15 protein-coding genes are annotated in these 15,661 nt (G+C 71.2%); 13 read left to right on the top strand and 2 right to left on the bottom strand.

The genetic code is table 11. From position 1 onward, the window contains the following. The first annotated feature begins 103 nt into the window (after window positions 1-103). The 8 genes from ACN27F_RS07855 to ACN27F_RS07820 all read left to right on the top strand — a co-directional run bounded on the left by ACN27F_RS07855 (window position 104) and on the right by ACN27F_RS07820 (window position 9,047). On the top strand, window positions 104-3,103 hold the full coding sequence (locus ACN27F_RS07855) for a Na+/H+ antiporter subunit A (RefSeq protein WP_421440042.1): 3,000 nt from the start codon (window positions 104-106) through the stop codon (window positions 3,101-3,103). A gap of 1 nt (window position 3,104) precedes the next feature. Further along, window positions 3,105-3,536, top strand: coding sequence for a Na(+)/H(+) antiporter subunit C (locus ACN27F_RS07850; RefSeq protein WP_421431992.1), 432 nt, complete (start codon window positions 3,105-3,107; stop codon window positions 3,534-3,536). After that, window positions 3,533-5,197: a Na+/H+ antiporter subunit D gene (locus tag ACN27F_RS07845; RefSeq protein ID WP_421431991.1), complete on the top strand. Its 1,665-nt coding sequence runs from the start codon at window positions 3,533-3,535 to the stop codon at window positions 5,195-5,197. The genes ACN27F_RS07850 and ACN27F_RS07845 overlap by 4 nt, the downstream gene beginning before the upstream one ends. Next, on the top strand, window positions 5,194-5,775 hold the full coding sequence (locus ACN27F_RS07840; protein WP_421431989.1) for a Na+/H+ antiporter subunit E: 582 nt from the start codon (window positions 5,194-5,196) through the stop codon (window positions 5,773-5,775). Before ACN27F_RS07845 ends, ACN27F_RS07840 begins: the two co-directional genes overlap by 4 nt. Continuing rightward, the gene (locus ACN27F_RS07835; protein ID WP_421431987.1) at window positions 5,772-6,074 is read left to right on the top strand and encodes a monovalent cation/H+ antiporter complex subunit F; all 303 of its coding nucleotides are present in this window, start codon (window positions 5,772-5,774) and stop codon (window positions 6,072-6,074) included. Before ACN27F_RS07840 ends, ACN27F_RS07835 begins: the two co-directional genes overlap by 4 nt. After that, a complete protein-coding gene (mnhG, locus tag ACN27F_RS07830) occupies window positions 6,071-6,427 on the top strand; it encodes a monovalent cation/H(+) antiporter subunit G (protein ID WP_421431985.1) in 357 nt (118 codons plus the stop codon). Before ACN27F_RS07835 ends, mnhG begins: the two co-directional genes overlap by 4 nt. Window positions 6,428-6,609: 182 nt before the next feature. Next, window positions 6,610-7,950 (top strand): hemolysin family protein, encoded by a 1,341-nt coding sequence (locus ACN27F_RS07825; RefSeq protein WP_421431983.1) that lies wholly within the window; start codon window positions 6,610-6,612, stop codon window positions 7,948-7,950. Continuing rightward, window positions 7,947-9,047 carry a hemolysin family protein gene (locus ACN27F_RS07820; RefSeq protein WP_421431982.1) on the top strand — a complete coding sequence of 367 codons (1,101 nt, stop codon included), beginning with the start codon at window positions 7,947-7,949 and terminating at the stop codon, window positions 9,045-9,047. The genes ACN27F_RS07825 and ACN27F_RS07820 overlap by 4 nt, the downstream gene beginning before the upstream one ends. Before the next feature lie 60 nt (window positions 9,048-9,107). Here the strand turns inward: ACN27F_RS07820 and leuE are convergent, their stop codons facing one another. Further along, window positions 9,108-9,782: a leucine efflux protein LeuE gene (leuE, locus tag ACN27F_RS07815; RefSeq protein ID WP_421431980.1), complete on the bottom strand. Its 675-nt coding sequence runs from the start codon at window positions 9,780-9,782 to the stop codon at window positions 9,108-9,110. Window positions 9,783-9,837: 55 nt separating this feature from the next. Next, window positions 9,838-10,545, bottom strand: a complete 708-nt coding sequence (locus ACN27F_RS07810; protein ID WP_421431978.1) for a pyridoxamine 5'-phosphate oxidase family protein — start codon at window positions 10,543-10,545, stop codon at window positions 9,838-9,840. Between the two features lie 38 nt (window positions 10,546-10,583). On the opposite strand from ACN27F_RS07810, the gene ACN27F_RS07805 reads away from it, so the two are divergent. The 5 genes from ACN27F_RS07805 to recA all read left to right on the top strand — a co-directional run bounded on the left by ACN27F_RS07805 (window position 10,584) and on the right by recA (window position 15,656). After that, a complete protein-coding gene (locus tag ACN27F_RS07805; protein ID WP_421431976.1) occupies window positions 10,584-11,933 on the top strand; it encodes an aminotransferase class I/II-fold pyridoxal phosphate-dependent enzyme in 1,350 nt (449 codons plus the stop codon). A gap of 68 nt (window positions 11,934-12,001) precedes the next feature. Continuing rightward, window positions 12,002-12,661, top strand: coding sequence for a UdgX family uracil-DNA binding protein (locus ACN27F_RS07800; RefSeq protein ID WP_421431974.1), 660 nt, complete (start codon window positions 12,002-12,004; stop codon window positions 12,659-12,661). A gap of 34 nt (window positions 12,662-12,695) precedes the next feature. Further along, complete coding sequence (locus ACN27F_RS07795) at window positions 12,696-14,078, top strand: MFS transporter (RefSeq protein WP_421431972.1); 1,383 nt, start codon at window positions 12,696-12,698, stop codon at window positions 14,076-14,078. 34 nt (window positions 14,079-14,112) lie between these two features. Next, window positions 14,113-14,313, top strand: coding sequence for a DUF3046 domain-containing protein (locus ACN27F_RS07790; protein ID WP_421431970.1), 201 nt, complete (start codon window positions 14,113-14,115; stop codon window positions 14,311-14,313). Between the two features lie 296 nt (window positions 14,314-14,609). Next, on the top strand, window positions 14,610-15,656 hold the full coding sequence (gene recA, locus ACN27F_RS07785) for a recombinase RecA (RefSeq protein ID WP_421431968.1): 1,047 nt from the start codon (window positions 14,610-14,612) through the stop codon (window positions 15,654-15,656). Window positions 15,657-15,661: the final 5 nt, after the last annotated feature.

The raw sequence follows: 15,661 nt of genomic DNA, 5'->3' as shown, positions 1-15,661 counted from the left end.
CGGCGGGGCGGGCACTTGCGAGCCGTCCACCACCAGCGGCGGATGAGCCGGTCACCGGAACCGGGTCGTGCCGGCCGGCGATCACACCTACCTGGAGCCGTGCGTGCTGGTCCTGCTGATTGTCCATCTCGTGACGGCGCTGGCCGCCCCCGTACTGGTCCGATGGTGGGGTCCAAGCGCCTGCTACCTGCTCGCCGCCGCACCAGGCGCGGCCTTCGGCTGGGCACTGGCACACACCTCGGTGATTCGCGACGGCGCGGCCGTCGAACAGACACATCCCTGGGTGCCGCACCTCGGCCTGTCCCTGGCGCTACGGGCCGGCACCCTGTCCTGGCTGATGGTGCTGCTGGTCTCTGGCATCGGCGCGCTGGTGCTGTGCTACTGCGCCCGCTACTTCACGCCCGGCGAACCAGGCCTCGCCCGCTTCGCCGCCGTGTTCGTCGGCTTCGCCGGCGCGATGCTCGGACTCGTCATCGCCGACGACCTGATCCTGCTCTACGTCTTCTGGGAGCTGACCACCGTCTTCTCCTATCTGCTCATCGGGCATCATCCGGAACGGCGGGCCAGCCGGCGCGCCGCCGCCCAAGCGCTGATCGTGACCACGCTCGGCGGGCTGGCGATGCTGGTCGGCTTCGTCATGCTCGGCGAGGCAGCGGGCACCTACCGTTGGTCGCAACTCGCACAGTCGCCGCCGGCCTCGGCCGTGTACCTGGCTACCGCGCTGATCCTGGTCCTGCTCGGCGCTTCGACCAAGTCAGCCATTTTCCCGTTCAGCTTCTGGCTGCCGGCGGCGATGGCGGCGCCGACCCCGGTCAGCGCATACCTGCACGCGGCCGCCATGGTCAAGGCCGGCGTCTATCTGGTCGCTCTGTTCACCCCGGTGTACGCCGGCAATCCGGGATGGCACTGGCTGATCGTGACGACCGGCACGGCGACGATGCTGATCGGCGGGTGGACCGCCCTGCGGCAGACGGACCTCAAGCTGTTGCTGGCGTACGGCACCGTCAGCCAACTCGGCCTGCTGATGGTGGTGGCCGGTGCCGGCAGCCGGCAGGCGGCGCTGGCCGCGGTGACGATGCTGCTCGCCCATGCCCTGTCCAAGGCGGCCCTGTTCCTGGTGGTCGGTATCGTCGACCGATGTGCCGGCACCCGCGAGCTGACCCGGCTCAGCGGGCTCGGCCGGCGGATGCCGGTGGTCGCGGCCGGCGCGGTGCTCGCCGCCGCGTCGATGGCCGGCGTTCCGCCACTGCTCGGCTTCGTCGCCAAAGAGGCGGTGCTGACGGCATTCGCCCCGGAACCGGCGTTGCTCGCCCTGATCGTGCTGGGTTCAGCGCTCACCACGGCCTACGGCGTCCGCTTCGTGTGGGGTGCCTTCGCCGACAAACCCGGCCGGGAGCCGACCGCAAGCCGGCCCGCCGGTGCCCTGATCACCGCGCCGGTCGCCGCACTGGCCGGGGCCGGGCTGCTGCTCGGACCGTTCGCCGCGGCGGTCGACCAGGTACTCACGCCGTACGCGGAGCTGTTCGGACCCGGTGACTACCATCTGGGACTCTGGCACGGGTTCACCCCGGCGCTGGGCATGTCCGTACTCGCCCTGGTCTGTGGTGCCGGGCTGTTCCTGGCCCGTGCTCCGGTCGAGGTCCTGCACCGCCGGTTGCCCGCCCGGTTCGATGGCGCCGCGCTCTACGCGCGGGTCACCCACGGGCTGGACCGGATCTCGGTCGAGGTGACCGGGGCGACCCAGCGCGGCTCGTTGCCCCAGTACCTCGGCATCATCCTGCTGGTTCTGGTGGTCGGCCCGGGCGGCGCGTTGCTGGCCACCCGGCCCTGGGCCGGGCAGTGGCGGTGGTACGACACGCCGGCCCAGCTGGCCGTCGCCGCCGTGCTGGTGGTGGCGACGATCGCCACGGTACGGGCACAGCGCAGGCTGAAGGCCGTCATCCTCGCCGGGGTCACCGGATACGGCACAGCCCTGATCTTCGTCCTGCACGGCGCTCCGGACCTGGCGCTGACCCAGTTCCTGGTAGAGACGATCACCATCGTCGTCTTCGTGCTGGTGCTGCGCCGCCTGCCGACGTACTTCTCGGAGCGGCCCCTGCGCTCCAGCCGGTACGCCCGGATCGCGCTCGGCATCGTGGTCGGCACGGTAGTGGCCGGCATGGCATCGACGGCGGTCGGTGGGCGCGAGGCGGCACCGGTGTCCGACGCGTTCCCGCCACAGGCGGCCGAGTACGGCGGCGGGCGCAACGTGGTCAACGTGACCCTCGTCGACATCCGTGCCTGGGACACCATGGGGGAGATCTCGGTGCTGGTGGTAGCCGCCACCGGGGTCGCCAGCCTGGTGTTCCTGCGCCCGCGTACCGGGCCGGGTCCCCGCCGGCCCGCCCTCGCCGCCCCCACCGCCTCCGCCGTGCCGGCCGGGTCGACGGCGCTGGACAAGCCGGCGGATCCGACGGCCGGTGATCGGACCGGTGCGCTCCGACAGCCGATGCGACCGCGACGGGAACGGGTCTGGCTGCGTGGTGGAGCCACCCAGCCGGCCCGTCATCGATCGATCATCTTCGAGGTCGTGACCCGGCTGCTGTTCCACACGATCCTCGTCTACTCGATCTTCTTGCTGTTCTCCGGGCACAACGCCCCCGGCGGGGGTTTTGCCGGTGGACTGGTCGCCGGACTTGCCCTGACCGTCCGCTACCTGGCGGGTGGCCGCCACGAGCTGAACGAGGCGGCGCCGGTCGACGCCGGGTTGGTACTCGGGGCCGGCTTGTTCCTCGCCGTCGGCGCCGGCCTGAGTCCGGTGCTGGCTGGTGGGCAGGCGCTGCAGAGCGCGATCGTGGACCTGCGCCTGCCGCTGGTCGGCCACGTGCACCTGGTGACGTCGCTCTTCTTCGACGTCGGTGTGTACCTCATCGTGATCGGGCTGGTCCTGGACATCCTCCGCAGCCTCGGCGCCGAGGTCGACCGGCAGATCGCCCGCTCGGCCGAACCGGACGTCGAGGTGGACGACACGCCCGCCGGCGGAACCGGCCGCCATCACGACAGCGACGACCAGCCACCCGATCCGGCGCGGGCCGGAATCGATCCGGTCCGGCCAAGGAGCTGACATGGCGCCCAGTCTGATCCTCGTCCTGCTCGTCGGGGTGCTCTTCGGCGGTGGGGTGACGTTGCTGCTGGAACGCAGCCTCACCCGGGTCGTGCTCGGGGTCATCCTGCTCGGCAACGGCGCCAACCTGCTGATTCTGCTCGGCGGCCGGGCCGGCCGGGCACCGATCTCCGAGGTCACTCCGCCGGAACGGATGAGTGACCCGCTGCCGCAGGCGCTGATCCTCACCGCGATCGTGATCACCCTCGGCCTCAGCGCCTTCCTGCTGGCGATGGCCTACCGCAGTTGGCTGTTGTTCGGTCATGACGAGGTCCAGGACGATCTGGAGGACCGGTTGATCGTGCGCCGTGCCGTCGCGGACCAGGGGCCGAACGCCGAGGACGTCGCCGAGGATGCCGACGATGTCGGTGCGACCGGGGATGCGGGCCGATGACCGGTCTCGTGCCGTTGCCGGTGATCCTGCCGCTGCTCGGGGCGGGCGTCACCCTGGTCCTGGCCCGGCGCCCGCGGGCCCAGCGGATCACCAGCGTGACCGCGCTCACCGCAACCTTCGGTGTCGCACTCGCGCTGCTGGTCACCGCGCACATGGACGGGCCCCAGGTGGTGCGCGTCGGCGGCTGGCCGGTACCGCTGGGCATCGTGCTGGTCGCCGACCAGCTGGCCACGCTGATGCTGGTGGTCTCGACCGCGGTGACGCTGTGCGTGCTGCTCTACTCCATCGGTGAGGGGCGCGCCGACGGTCGGGAGAGCACACCGGTGGCGATCTACCACCCGACCTACCTGATTCTGACCGCCGGGGTGACCAACGCGTTTCTCTCCGGTGATCTGTTCAACCTCTACGTCGGCTTCGAGGTCCTGCTCGGTGCCAGCTACGTGCTGCTCACCCTCGGCGGCACCGAGGTGCGGATCCGGGCCGGAACGACGTACGTCGTGGTCAGCATCCTGTCTTCGGTGATCTTCCTGACCGCGATCGGGTTGGTGTACGCGGCCACCGGTACGGTCAACCTCGCCCAACTGGCCGGGCGGCTCGACGCGCTGCCGGACGATCTGCGCCTGGTGCTGCAGCTGATGCTGCTGCTCGCCTTTGGCATCAAGGCGGCGGTCTTCCCGCTGTCGGCCTGGTTGCCGGACAGCTATCCGACGGCCCCGGCCCCGGTCACCGCCGTCTTCGCCGGGCTGCTGACCAAGGTCGGTGTGTACGCGATCATCCGCACCGAAACGTTGCTGTTTCCGGGCGGGCGTACCGGTGACCTGCTACTGGTGGTCGCCCTGCTCACCATGGTGGTCGGCATCCTGGGCGCGGTCGCCCAGTCGGACATCAAGCGGTTGCTGTCGTTCACCCTGGTCAGCCACATCGGATACATGCTGTTCGGCATCGCCCTCGGCTCGGTCGCCGGACTGGCCAGCGCGATCTTCTACGTGGTGCACCACATCACCATCCAGACCACGCTGTTCCTGGCCACCGGTCTGGTTGAACGCCGCGGTGGCAGTACCAATCTGGAACGTCTCGGCGGCTTGGCCCGCGCTCCGTCGCTCGCCGTACTCTTCTTTCTGCCCGCGCTCAACCTCGCCGGCATCCCTCCGTTCTCCGGTTTCCTCGGCAAGCTCGGCCTGCTGCAGGCCGGCGTCGCCGACGGCACGCCGTTGGCCTGGCTGGTGGTCGCCGGTGGCGCGCTGACCAGCCTGCTCACCCTGTACGCGATGACCCGGGTGTGGAACCTCGCCTTCTGGCGCCAGCCCGCGCCGAGCATCGCTGTCGGCGGCGCCGAACCCGCCAAGCCGCTTGGCCTGTCCGGCACCGGGAGGCTGTGGGGCACCGGGAGGCTGTCCGGCGTGCCGTCTGCCCGCGGAGCGTCCCCCGGGGTACCGCCGGCCGATTCGGCCTCCATCCCGTCGGCCGCCGGCGGGCCGGTCGCCGTGGAGCCGATGCCGCCGCTGCTGGTCGGCGCGACCGCCGCGCTGGTCGTACTCGGCCTGACGCTGACCCTGCTCGCCGGGCCGATCTTCGGGGTCAGTTCGGAATCGGCGGCGAACCTGGTGGAGCGGACCCCGTACGTCGAAGCTGTGCTGCGGCCGGTGGCAGGTGCGCGATGAGTCCGGTCTCGAAGGGCTCCCGGTGGCGCAACCAGGTGACCGCGATCGTGGTGCTGGTGGTGTTGTGGAACCTGTTCTACGGCGAGTTCACGATCGGCAACGTGGTCGGCGGCGCGCTCGTCGCGGCGGCGGTGGTGACGGCGTTCCCGCTGCCGCCGGTGGCGTTCGACGGCCGGGTCCGGCCGCTGGCGATGCTTCACTTCCTGGTCCGCTTCCTGACCGACCTGTTCGTGGCGAGCGCACAGGTGGCCTGGACGGCGGTGCGGTGGTGGCACGTTCCGCGCAGCGCGGTGATCGCGGTCCGGTTACGGGTCGGTACGGATCTGAACCTGACGCTCACCGCGGAGGCGCTGTCGCTGATCCCGGGCAGTCTGATCGTGGAGGCCGACGCCACCCGCGCCGTTCTCTACGTCCACGTGCTCGATGTGGCCGACGAACGGGACGTCGAACGCGCGCGGCAGAAGGTGCTCGAGTTGGAGGCGAGGATCGTGCGTGCGGTCGGCTCGGTTGACGAGGTGCGCCTGCTGGATCGACACGAGCTGGATCCGTCAGCGCCGACGACAGGAGGTACCGGATGACCATCGTCGCCGTCATCGTCGCGGTCGCGCTCGGCGTGGCCGCGCTGCTGACCGTGGGGAGGATGGTCCGCGGTCCGTCCCTGCTGGACCGGGTCGTCGCGGCCGAGGTGCTGATCGCGGTCATTCTCGGCGGCCTCGGTGCCGAGGCCGCGGTCAACCGGCATGCCACCACACTGCCGGTGCTGGTGGTGCTGTCGCTGCTCGGCTTCGTGGGATCGGTCAGCATCGTGCGGTTCGTCGCGGCCCGGTCGGCGCCGGCCGGGCGGCAGGTGGAGCGGCGGCAGGGGGAACGACGGTGACCGGACTGACCGACGTGGCGGCTGGCGGGTTGCTGATCGGCGGGGCGCTGTTGAGCGTCGCCGCCAGTATCGGGCTGCTGCGGTTCCCGGACGTGCCCTCGCGGATGCACGCTGCCACCAAACCGCAGGTGCTGGGACTGCTACTGATTCTCAGCGGGGTCGCGTTGCGGCTGGACAGCGGAACCGAGCTGGCGACGTTGTCGCTCATCGCGGTCTTCCAGATGACGACGGCACCGGTCGCCGCGCACATGATCGGTCGGGCCGCGTACCGGGCCGATCTGGTCCGTCGCGATCTGCTCGTCACCGACGAGGCGGTCGCGATGAACGATGACGACCTCGCCGAGGACAGGTAGCCGGGCGGCGATCGGCCGCGCCCGCCGGACGGCACCGTACGCAGCGGCGTTGCCGGCGAAAACCGCTATATAATCCGGGCCATGACCGATGCTTCTGCCCCGGAGGGCAGTAGTAGCCAGCCGGGTGGGACCCGGCTTCCGTACTTTCCGCCGCAGCAGCCGGTCGGAGCGCTGAGCCGCCCGTGCTGATCGCCTTCGGCCTATTTCTCATCATTGTTCTGACGATCGCGACCGGTTACTTCGTCGCCCAGGAGTTCGGTTACGTCGCGGTGGACCGCGGTCGGTTGCGCACCTTGGCCGAGCGGGGCGACCAGGCCGCCGCCCGGGCGTTGCAGGTGACCGGTCGGCTGTCGTTCATGCTCTCCGGCGCCCAGTTGGGCATCACGGTGACCGCGCTGCTGGTTGGCTACGTGGCCGAGCCGTACCTCGGGGCCGGTCTGTCCGGCCTGCTCGGCGGTGCCGGCGTACCGCCCTCGGCCAGCCTGACCGTCTCCGTCGCCCTCGCCCTGATCATCTCGACCGTGGTGCAGATGGTGCTGGGTGAACTCGCCCCGAAGAACCTGGCCATCGCCCGGGCCGTGCCGCTCGCCCGGGCGCTGAGTCGATCGACGTTGCTCTACCTGGCGGTGGCTGGCCCGGTGATCCGGCTGTTCGACCTGGCCGCGAACCGCCTGCTGCGCCGAGTGGGCATCGAGCCCATCGAGGAACTGCCCAGCGGTGCCACCGCGGAGGATCTGGGCCAGATCATCGCCGAGTCACGGCAGGAAGGTCACCTGGACTCGGCCATGTCCATGCTGCTCGACCGGGGACTGCACTTTCGCCAGTTGACCGCTGGCGAGGCGATGGTGCCCCGGGTCGACGTACACGTGGTCCGGGTCGACGCACCCGTCACCGAACTGGTCGAACTACTGGAGACCGGGCACTCCCGCTTTCCCGTCCACGGCGCCGAGGGCGTCGACGACGTGGTCGGGATCGCCAGCATCGCCGACGTGCTGACCGTGCCGCCGGCGCGGCGGCCCGCGACGACGGTCGCGGCCGTGATGATCCCGCCGCTGCTGGTGCCGGAGACCTTGCCGCTGCCGGCGGTGCTGGACCGGTTACGCAAGGGCCATCGCCAGTTGGCCTGCGTGGTGGACGAGTACGGCGGCTTTGCCGGCGTGATCAGCCTGGAGGACATCGCCGAGGAACTGGTCGGACCGATCCGTGACGAGGACGATCCGCCGGAACCCGCGCCGGCTCGGCAACCGGACGGTTCGTGGCTGGTCCCGGCGCGCTGGCGGATCGACGAGGTGGCCGACACCACCGGGGTCGAGTTGCCGGCGGCACCGGAGTACGACACTGTTTCCGGCCTCGTCATGCGGGAACTGGGTCGGGTGCCCCAGGTGGGCGACAGCGTCTCGATCAGTCTCGACGACGCCGCGACGGCAGGCGGTGGCGGCGACGGGGGACGCCGGGCCGTGCTGCACGTGCTGTCGGTGGACCGGCACGTGGCCGACTCGGTCCGCATGGAGGTGGTGGTGTGAGCGCGGGTTGGGCGCTCCTCACCTCGGTGGTGCTGCTCGCGTTGAACGGCTTCTTCGTGGCCGCCGAGTTCGCGTTGGTCGCCAGCAAGCGCTACCGCCTGGAGCAGGCAGCCGGTGCGGGCAGCCGCGCGGCCCAGGCGGCGCTGGACGGCTCCCGGGAGCTGTCGCTGATGCTCGCCGGGGCGCAGCTCGGGATCACCGTCTGCACGCTGGGGCTGGGCGCGCTCGCCGAACCGGCGGTGGAGCGGCTGGTCGCACCGGGCCTGGAAGCGGTCGGCCTGCCATCTGCCGCCAGCCACGTGGTGGCGTTCCTGTTCGCCCTGGCGCTCGTGGTGTTCCTGCACCTGGTGGTGGGGGAGATGGCGCCGAAGTCGTGGGCCATCACCCACCCGGAACGCTCGGCGATGCTGCTCGCGCTGCCGTTCAGGGCGTTCGCCTGGGTGTCGCGTCCGATCCTGTCCGGGCTGAACGCGATCGCCAACGCGGTGCTGCGGTTGTTCCGGGTCGAGCCGCAGGACCAGCTCGCCCAGGTGCACGGCCCGGAGGAGCTGCGGATGCTGCTGGAACAGTCCCGCGAGCACGGGCTGCTGCCGGCCGACCAGCACGAACTGCTGGCCAAGATGCTCCAGCTGGAGCGGACCACGGTCGCGGACGTGATGCAACCGGTGGAGCAGATCGTGGCGGTCGACCGCACCGACAGCGCGGACCGCATCGAGGAACTGTCCCGGGGTACCGGCCGTTCCCGTCTGGTGGTCTCCGGCGACGACGGCGCGTTGATCGGCATCGTGCACGTCCGCGACGCGGTGCGCGCGAACGCCGGTGACAACGCCGGTGGCGGGGCGCAGACGCACCGCCGCGACGGGCTCCTGACGGCCGAATCGCTGATGAGCCGCCCGTTCACCCTGCCGGCGACGGCCACCGTCACCGAGGCGGTGGCCGCCATGCGTGCCGATCAGGCCCAACTGGCGCTGGTCACCAACGGTGCCGGCGCCGGCCGACCGGTCGGCTTCGTCGCCCTGGAGGACCTGTTGGAGGAGGTCATCGGAGAATTCGACGACGAGACCGACACCGTCGCCCGGGGCCGCCGGATGCGATGAACGGGCCGGATGCGATGGCAGGGCCGGACGGAATGCGATCAACGGCCGGGCCGGGAGCGGTCAGACGGCACCGGCACTCGCGGTGGCCAGCTTGACGCCGAATCCGACGAAGATCGCTCCGGCCCCGCTGGTCGCCGTGGCGGCGAGCCGGCGGCGCCGGCGGAACTGCGACGCCAGGTACGTCCCGGTGAGGATCAACGTGGTCAGGTAGACCAGGCTGCAGAGCTGCGCGATCGAACCGAGCAGCAGGAACGACAGGGCCGGATGCGAGTATCCCGGATCGACGAACTGGATGAAGAACGACACGAAGAACAGGATCGCCTTCGGATTCAGCAGGCTGATCACCGCAGCCCGACGGAACGGGTGGCGGACCGCGGCCGGTTCGGCGGCGTCGACCAGCCGCGGCGCGTCCGGGTCGTCCCGGCGCCGCCAGCGCCGCCAGGCCGAGCGCAGCATGGTGAGACCGACAAGGCCCAGGTAGGCCGCGCCCGCGTACTTGATCATCGTGAACAGCACCGGATGGGTCCTGAGCAGCGACGCCACCCCGGCGGCGGCGAGCACCATCAGCACGGTGTCGCCGAGGAAGACGCCGCAGGCGGCCTGGTAGCCGCGCCGCACGCCACGCCGGGCGGCGGTGGAGAGCACGAACAGCGAGTTCGGCCCGGGTAGCAGGACGATGGCCACGGTGCCCAGGACGTACGTCCACAGGTCGGTGATACCGAGCATGGCGCTCATCCTCACCCGGCCGTCAGCCGGCTGGCGAGCGGATTCTCGCCGTTCGAGGTGTGTGTCACGGCACCGCCTCAGCTACGTCGGTGTGGGGCCGGGCCGAGCGCACCGGTGCGGTCGCCGCCACCGGCGCCGAGGCGGTGAGGTAGCCCGGCGTCGGGACGGTCACCCCGGCAGCGGGCTGTGGTGGGTCGGCGACGGTGCGCAACGGCAGGACCCCGGCCCAGTACGGCAGTGCCAGGTCTGCCTCGTCGTCGCTCGGGTCACCGGCGCGGGTCTTGACCGACACCTCGTCGAGGGCGACGGCGAGTACCGCCGTCTGCGCGAGCTCCCGGCCCGTCGCTGGGCGGCTGTCCGGGGCCCGGCCCGGTGCCGCCTTGTCGATCAGCGCGTCGAGTACCCGCCGCTTGTCGGCCGGGTCACCGACCAGCCGGGCCGTGCCGTGCACGACGACCGACCGGTAGTTGGCGCTGTGATGGGCCTGGGCGCGGGCGTAGACCAGGCCGTCGAGGATGGTGACGGCCACGCAGACAGCGAGTCCGTGCCGATCGCGGGCGGCCAACAACGGGGTGCTCGCGGTGGAGCCGTGCAGGTACAGGGTTTCGTCGATGCGTACGTGCAGGGTGGGCAGCGCCCGCGGTGCGCCGTCGACGACGAAGGCCAGGCAGCAGTGGTACGCCTCGTCGAGGATGCGGTGCGCTTCGGCGCGTCGGTAGCTGACCCGGCCGCGGTCGCGTGCGGCGGTGGTCCGGGTGGTGGCGGGATACACTCGACCTCCCAGTTTTGTTCTAGTACAATTCAGTGATTGTGGCAGAACAATATCAGCCAACCGGTACGACCGCGACCGAGATCTCGGCCAGTGTCGAGACCGGTGTCCGTACCGGTGCGCTGGTGCCGGGCGCGCCGCTGCCGGCGGTGCGTACGCTCGCCGGTGCCCTCGGAATCAGTCCGGCCACCGTCGCGAAGGCCTACCAGACGCTGCGCCAGCGCGGCATCGTCGACACCGACGGCCGGCGCGGCACCCGGGTCCGCCCTCGCCCGCCGGTCGCCGTGGCCCGTACCGGTCCGGCCGCACCGACCCCGCCGGGCAGCCTCGACCTGTCCACCGGCGAGCCGGATCCGCTGCTGCTGCCGCCGCTGGCGGAGCACCTCGCCGCGGTCGCCCGGCAGCTGGCCGCCGCCCCGTCCGGCCAGGGCTATGCCGACGCCGGCCTGCTGCCCGATCTCGCCGCGTGCGCTGCGGTCCGGTTGGCCGACGACGGCCTGCCCCCGGCCACCCTGACCGTCACCAGCGGCGCGCTGGACGGGATCGAACGCCTACTCACCGGCCATCTGCGCCCCGGTGACCGGGTCGCGGTGGAGGACCCCGGCTGGGCCAACCTGCTTGACCTGATCGCAGCGCTGGGCCTCACCCCGGTGCCGATGCCGGTGGACGAGCACGGCCCGACCGAAGCCGGCCTGCGGGCGGCGCTGTCCGCGGGCGTGTCGGCCGTCGTGATCACCACCCGGGCGCAGAATCCGACCGGCGCCGCCCTGGACGCGGCACGGGCCGACGCGCTGCGGCGACCGCTGCGCGAGCGGCGCGATGTCCTGCTCATCGAGGACGATCACGCCGCCGAACTCTCCGGCGGACCGCCACAGGCGCTGGCCGGCGCGACACCGCGGTGGGCGTTCGTCCGCTCCGCCAGCAAACCGTACGGGCCGGATCTGCGGGTCGCCCTGCTGGCCGGCGACGAGACCACGGTCAGCCGGGTGGCCGGTCGGATGCGCATCGGGTCGGGCTGGGTCTCCACGGTGCTGCAGCGGCTGCTCGGGCAGCTGTGGTGCGATCCCTCGGTCACCGCCATGGTGGCCGAGGCCGGCATCGCCTACCAGCGCCGCCGGGACGTGTTGCGCGCCGCACTCGCCGGTCACGGGGTGACCAGTCACGGCGGCAGCGGGATCAACGTCTGGGTGCCGGTAGTGGACGAGGTCCACGCGGTGACCGCGCTGCAGACAGCCGGATTCACCGTCTCGCCCGGGGCCCGCTACCGGCTGCGGAGCGCGCCGGGCATCAGAATCACCGTCAGCCGTCTTGCCGAGGACCGGGTCGACGAACTGGCCGTAGCGGTGCGCGACGCGCTGCGCCCCGCGCGGTCCACCGGCATCGGCCGGTGAGACGCCGGCCGGCGCGTGCATCCGGACGCACCGGGCAATCCGCCACCGGGTAAAAAGGACCCGTGACCGTGAACGAGACCACCGCCGGAGCCGACCAGTACGTCCCCACCGACGCCCGTAGCCTGGCCGACCTGCGTGCCGCCGCGCCCGACTGCCAGGGCTGCGAGCTGTACCGCGACGCCAGCCAGGTGGTGTTCGGCCGGGGCGACGCCGACGCCCGGGTGGTGATGGTCGGTGAACAGCCCGGTGACGTCGAGGACCGCAAGGGACTGCCGTTCGTGGGCCCGGCCGGGCATCTGCTGCGCCGGGCGGTGGACGACGCCCGGCTCCCGGTCGATCAGATTTATCTGACCAACGCGGTCAAGCACTTCCGTTTCCAGCAGCGCGGCGGTCGCCGCATCCACCAGACACCGGACCGGGTGCACATCGTCGCCTGCCGGCCCTGGCTGGTCGCGGAGTTCGCACTGCTGCGCCCGGAGGTCGTCGTGGTGTTGGGGGCGACCGCGGCGCGAGCCCTGCTGGGGCCGTCGTTCCGGGTCACCCAGTCGCGCGGTCGGGCACTGCCGTGGCCGGACTCGGCGCAACGGGTGCAGGACTTCCCTGTCGGCCCCGCCCAGGTGGTGGCTACCATCCATCCCTCCGCCGTGCTGCGCGCCGACGACCGTGAGACCGCCTACCGTGGCCTGGTAGCCGATCTCACGGTGGCGGGCGAGCTGCTCGCCGGATGACCTTGGCCCGACCTCGCCTACCCCTGGGGCGCTGATGACCGCCATCGCCACATCGTCGCCATCGCCGTCGGACGACGCCGTCGACACCGCCCGGATTCAGCGGCGTACCCTCCGGCTGCTGGCGACGACCCAGGTGATCGGCGGCATCGGCGTCACCATCGGGATCTCGGTCGGCGGGCTGCTCGCCGCCCGCCTCGGCGGGGTCACCATCTCCGGCCTGGCGCAGAGCGCCTCGGTGGTCGGCGGCGCGCTGCTCGCCGTACCCGTCGTGCGGATCATGAACGAGTACGGCCGTCGCCCCGGTCTGGTTCTGGCGTACCTGGTCGGGGCGACCGGCAGCGTAGTGGTGGTGGTCGCCGCGGTGCTGGGCTGGGTGCCCTTGCTGCTCGGTGGAATGCTGCTGTTCGGCGGTGCCACCACCGCCGGTCTGCAAGCCCGGTACACCGCGGTCGATCTGGCCGAGCCGCGACGCCGTGGACGCCAACTGTCGCTGGTCGTCTGGGCGACCACCATCGGCGCGGTGACCGCTCCGAACCTGGCGTCGTGGGCCGGCCGTACGGTCAGCGGGGTCGGGCTGCCGTCGCTGTCCGGGCCCTTCGTGTTCAGCACCGTGGCGTTTCTGACCGCCGCGGTGGTCCTGCTGATCCTGCTGCGGCCAGACCCACTGCTGGTAGCCCGGGAAACCGCGGCCCGCGCCGGTGCCGCCGAGGGGGCAGATCCGGCACCGGGCAGGTCGTCGTCCGCCGGTGGGCGCCCCGACCGCAGCCTGCGGCTCGCCTTCGCGGTGATCAGCGGCAGTCCGGCCGCCCGGCTCGGCATCGCCGCCGTGGCCGTCGGGCACCTCGTCATGGTGGGCGTGATGGCCATGACGCCGGTACATATCGACAAGACTCACTCCGGTGGCGACGTGCTGCCGGTCGTCGGGCTGGTGCTCAGCCTGCACATCGCCGGGATGTACGCGTTCGCCCCGGTCGTCGGCTGGCTCACCGACCGGGCCGGCCGGCGGGCGGTCATTCTGGGTGGCATCGTGTTGCTGCTCGCCGCCTGCGCCGTCGCGGGCACCGCCGGCCACGACACCGTACGGCTGGTGGTCGGTCTGGTGCTGCTCGGGCTGGGCTGGTCGGGCACCATGGTGGCCGGGTCGACGTTGCTGTCGGAGTCGGTGCCGGCGGACGTCCGGCCGTCGGCGCAGGGCCTGTCCGATCTGTTGATGGGGTTGGGTGGCGCGGGTGCCGGCGCTGTCAGCGGCGTCATCGTGGGGCTGGCCGGCTACGGCGTGCTCACCATGCTGGCCGCCCTGGCCACGGTGCCGCTGCTGGGGCTGGCGTTGCGGCCGGTGCCGGAACCGCTGTCCGGTCCGCCGGCCGGCGCGGTGCCCCGGGCGGCGGCCGACGACGACGTACCGGCCGGCGGGTGACGCGGACGGTGGCTCGCTGGCAGGAGGAGCCGGAATGCGGTTGACGGATTTCTGGACGCGGCTGGAAGAGGCCTTCGGCCCGGCGTACGCCCGAAGTATCGCCGCCGATCAGGTGCTGGCCCAGCTGGGTGGGCGCACGATCGCCCAGGCCCTGGCGGCGGGGGAGGAAACGGCGTCGGTGTGGCGAGCCGTGTGCGCCGCCTATCCGGACCGGGTGCCGTCCCGGTTGCACTGATGGTCGGTTCATTCGTACGGGTGACCACGCGAGTGCCGCTGACTTTAGGTTCTATTTCAGTGACTCCTTGTGAATCGAACTCTGTGCATTCTTCCGACTGCGCTGAGCAGTGGAAGTTTCTGGCGTGTCGACCACCCCAGTCGTACACCTGTTCGGCTATCGTCCACAGCAAGGTGCTCATCCACAGGCAACGGCCGGTCGGCTGTTTTCTGTCGGACCTAGCGCCTAGCGTGACCCAGGTGACGAGAAGCTCGGCCAAGACGCCCGGTAAGTCGGCGAACGTAGGGGTGGCAGCAATGGCGGCAGTGCCCGATAGGGAAAAGGCGCTCGATCTGGCGCTCGCGCAGATCGACAAGCAGTTCGGCAAGGGATCGGTGATGCGGCTGGGCGAGCGGCCGGTGATCCAGACTGCGGTGATCCCGACCGGGTCCATCGCCCTCGACGTGGCGCTCGGCGTGGGTGGCCTGCCGCGCGGCCGGGTGGTGGAGATCTACGGCCCGGAGAGCAGCGGTAAGACCACGGTCGCGTTGCACGCGGTGGCCAACGCGCAGCGGTCCGGCGGCATCGCCGCGTTCATCGACGCCGAACACGCGCTCGACCCGGACTACGCCAAGGCGCTCGGTGTGGACACCGATGCGATGCTGGTCTCCCAGCCCGACACCGGTGAGCAGGCGCTGGAGATCGCCGACATGCTGATCCGGTCCGGTGCGCTGGACATCATCGTGATCGACTCGGTCGCGGCGCTGGTGCCGCGGGCCGAGATCGAGGGCGAGATGGGTGACAGCCACGTCGGGCTGCAGGCCCGGTTGATGAGCCAGGCGCTGCGGAAGATCACCGGTGTGCTGAACAGCACCGGGACCACCGCGATCTTCATCAACCAGCTCCGGGAGAAGATCGGTGTGATGTTCGGCTCACCGGAGACCACCACGGGTGGGCGGGCGTTGAAGTTCTACGCGTCGGTGCGGCTCGACGTCCGCCGGATCGAGAGCCTCAAGGACGGCACCGACGTGGTCGGTAACCGGACCCGGGTCAAGGTCGTCAAGAACAAGGTCTCCGCACCGTTCAAGCAGGCCGAGTTCGACATCATGTACGGCAAAGGCATCTCGCGGGAGGGCTCGCTGATCGATGTCGGTGTCGAGCAGTCGATCATCCGTAAGTCCGGCGCCTGGTACACCTACGACGGCGACCAGCTCGGCCAGGGCAAGGAAAAGGCCCGGGAGTTCCTGCGGGAGAACCCCGATGTGGCCGCCGAGATCGAGAAGAAGATCCTGGAGAAGCTCGGCGTCGGCATGCTCGGTGCCGACGAGGCCAGCGGGCCCGAGCTGCCGCCGGTCGACTTCTGAGCAGG

The organism is Solwaraspora sp. WMMB335, assembly GCF_049179075.1.
Classification (GTDB): domain Bacteria; phylum Actinomycetota; class Actinomycetes; order Mycobacteriales; family Micromonosporaceae; genus Micromonospora_E.
Note: the sequence above shows the minus strand (reverse complement) of the source record. Positions and strands in the feature narration are given on the sequence as shown.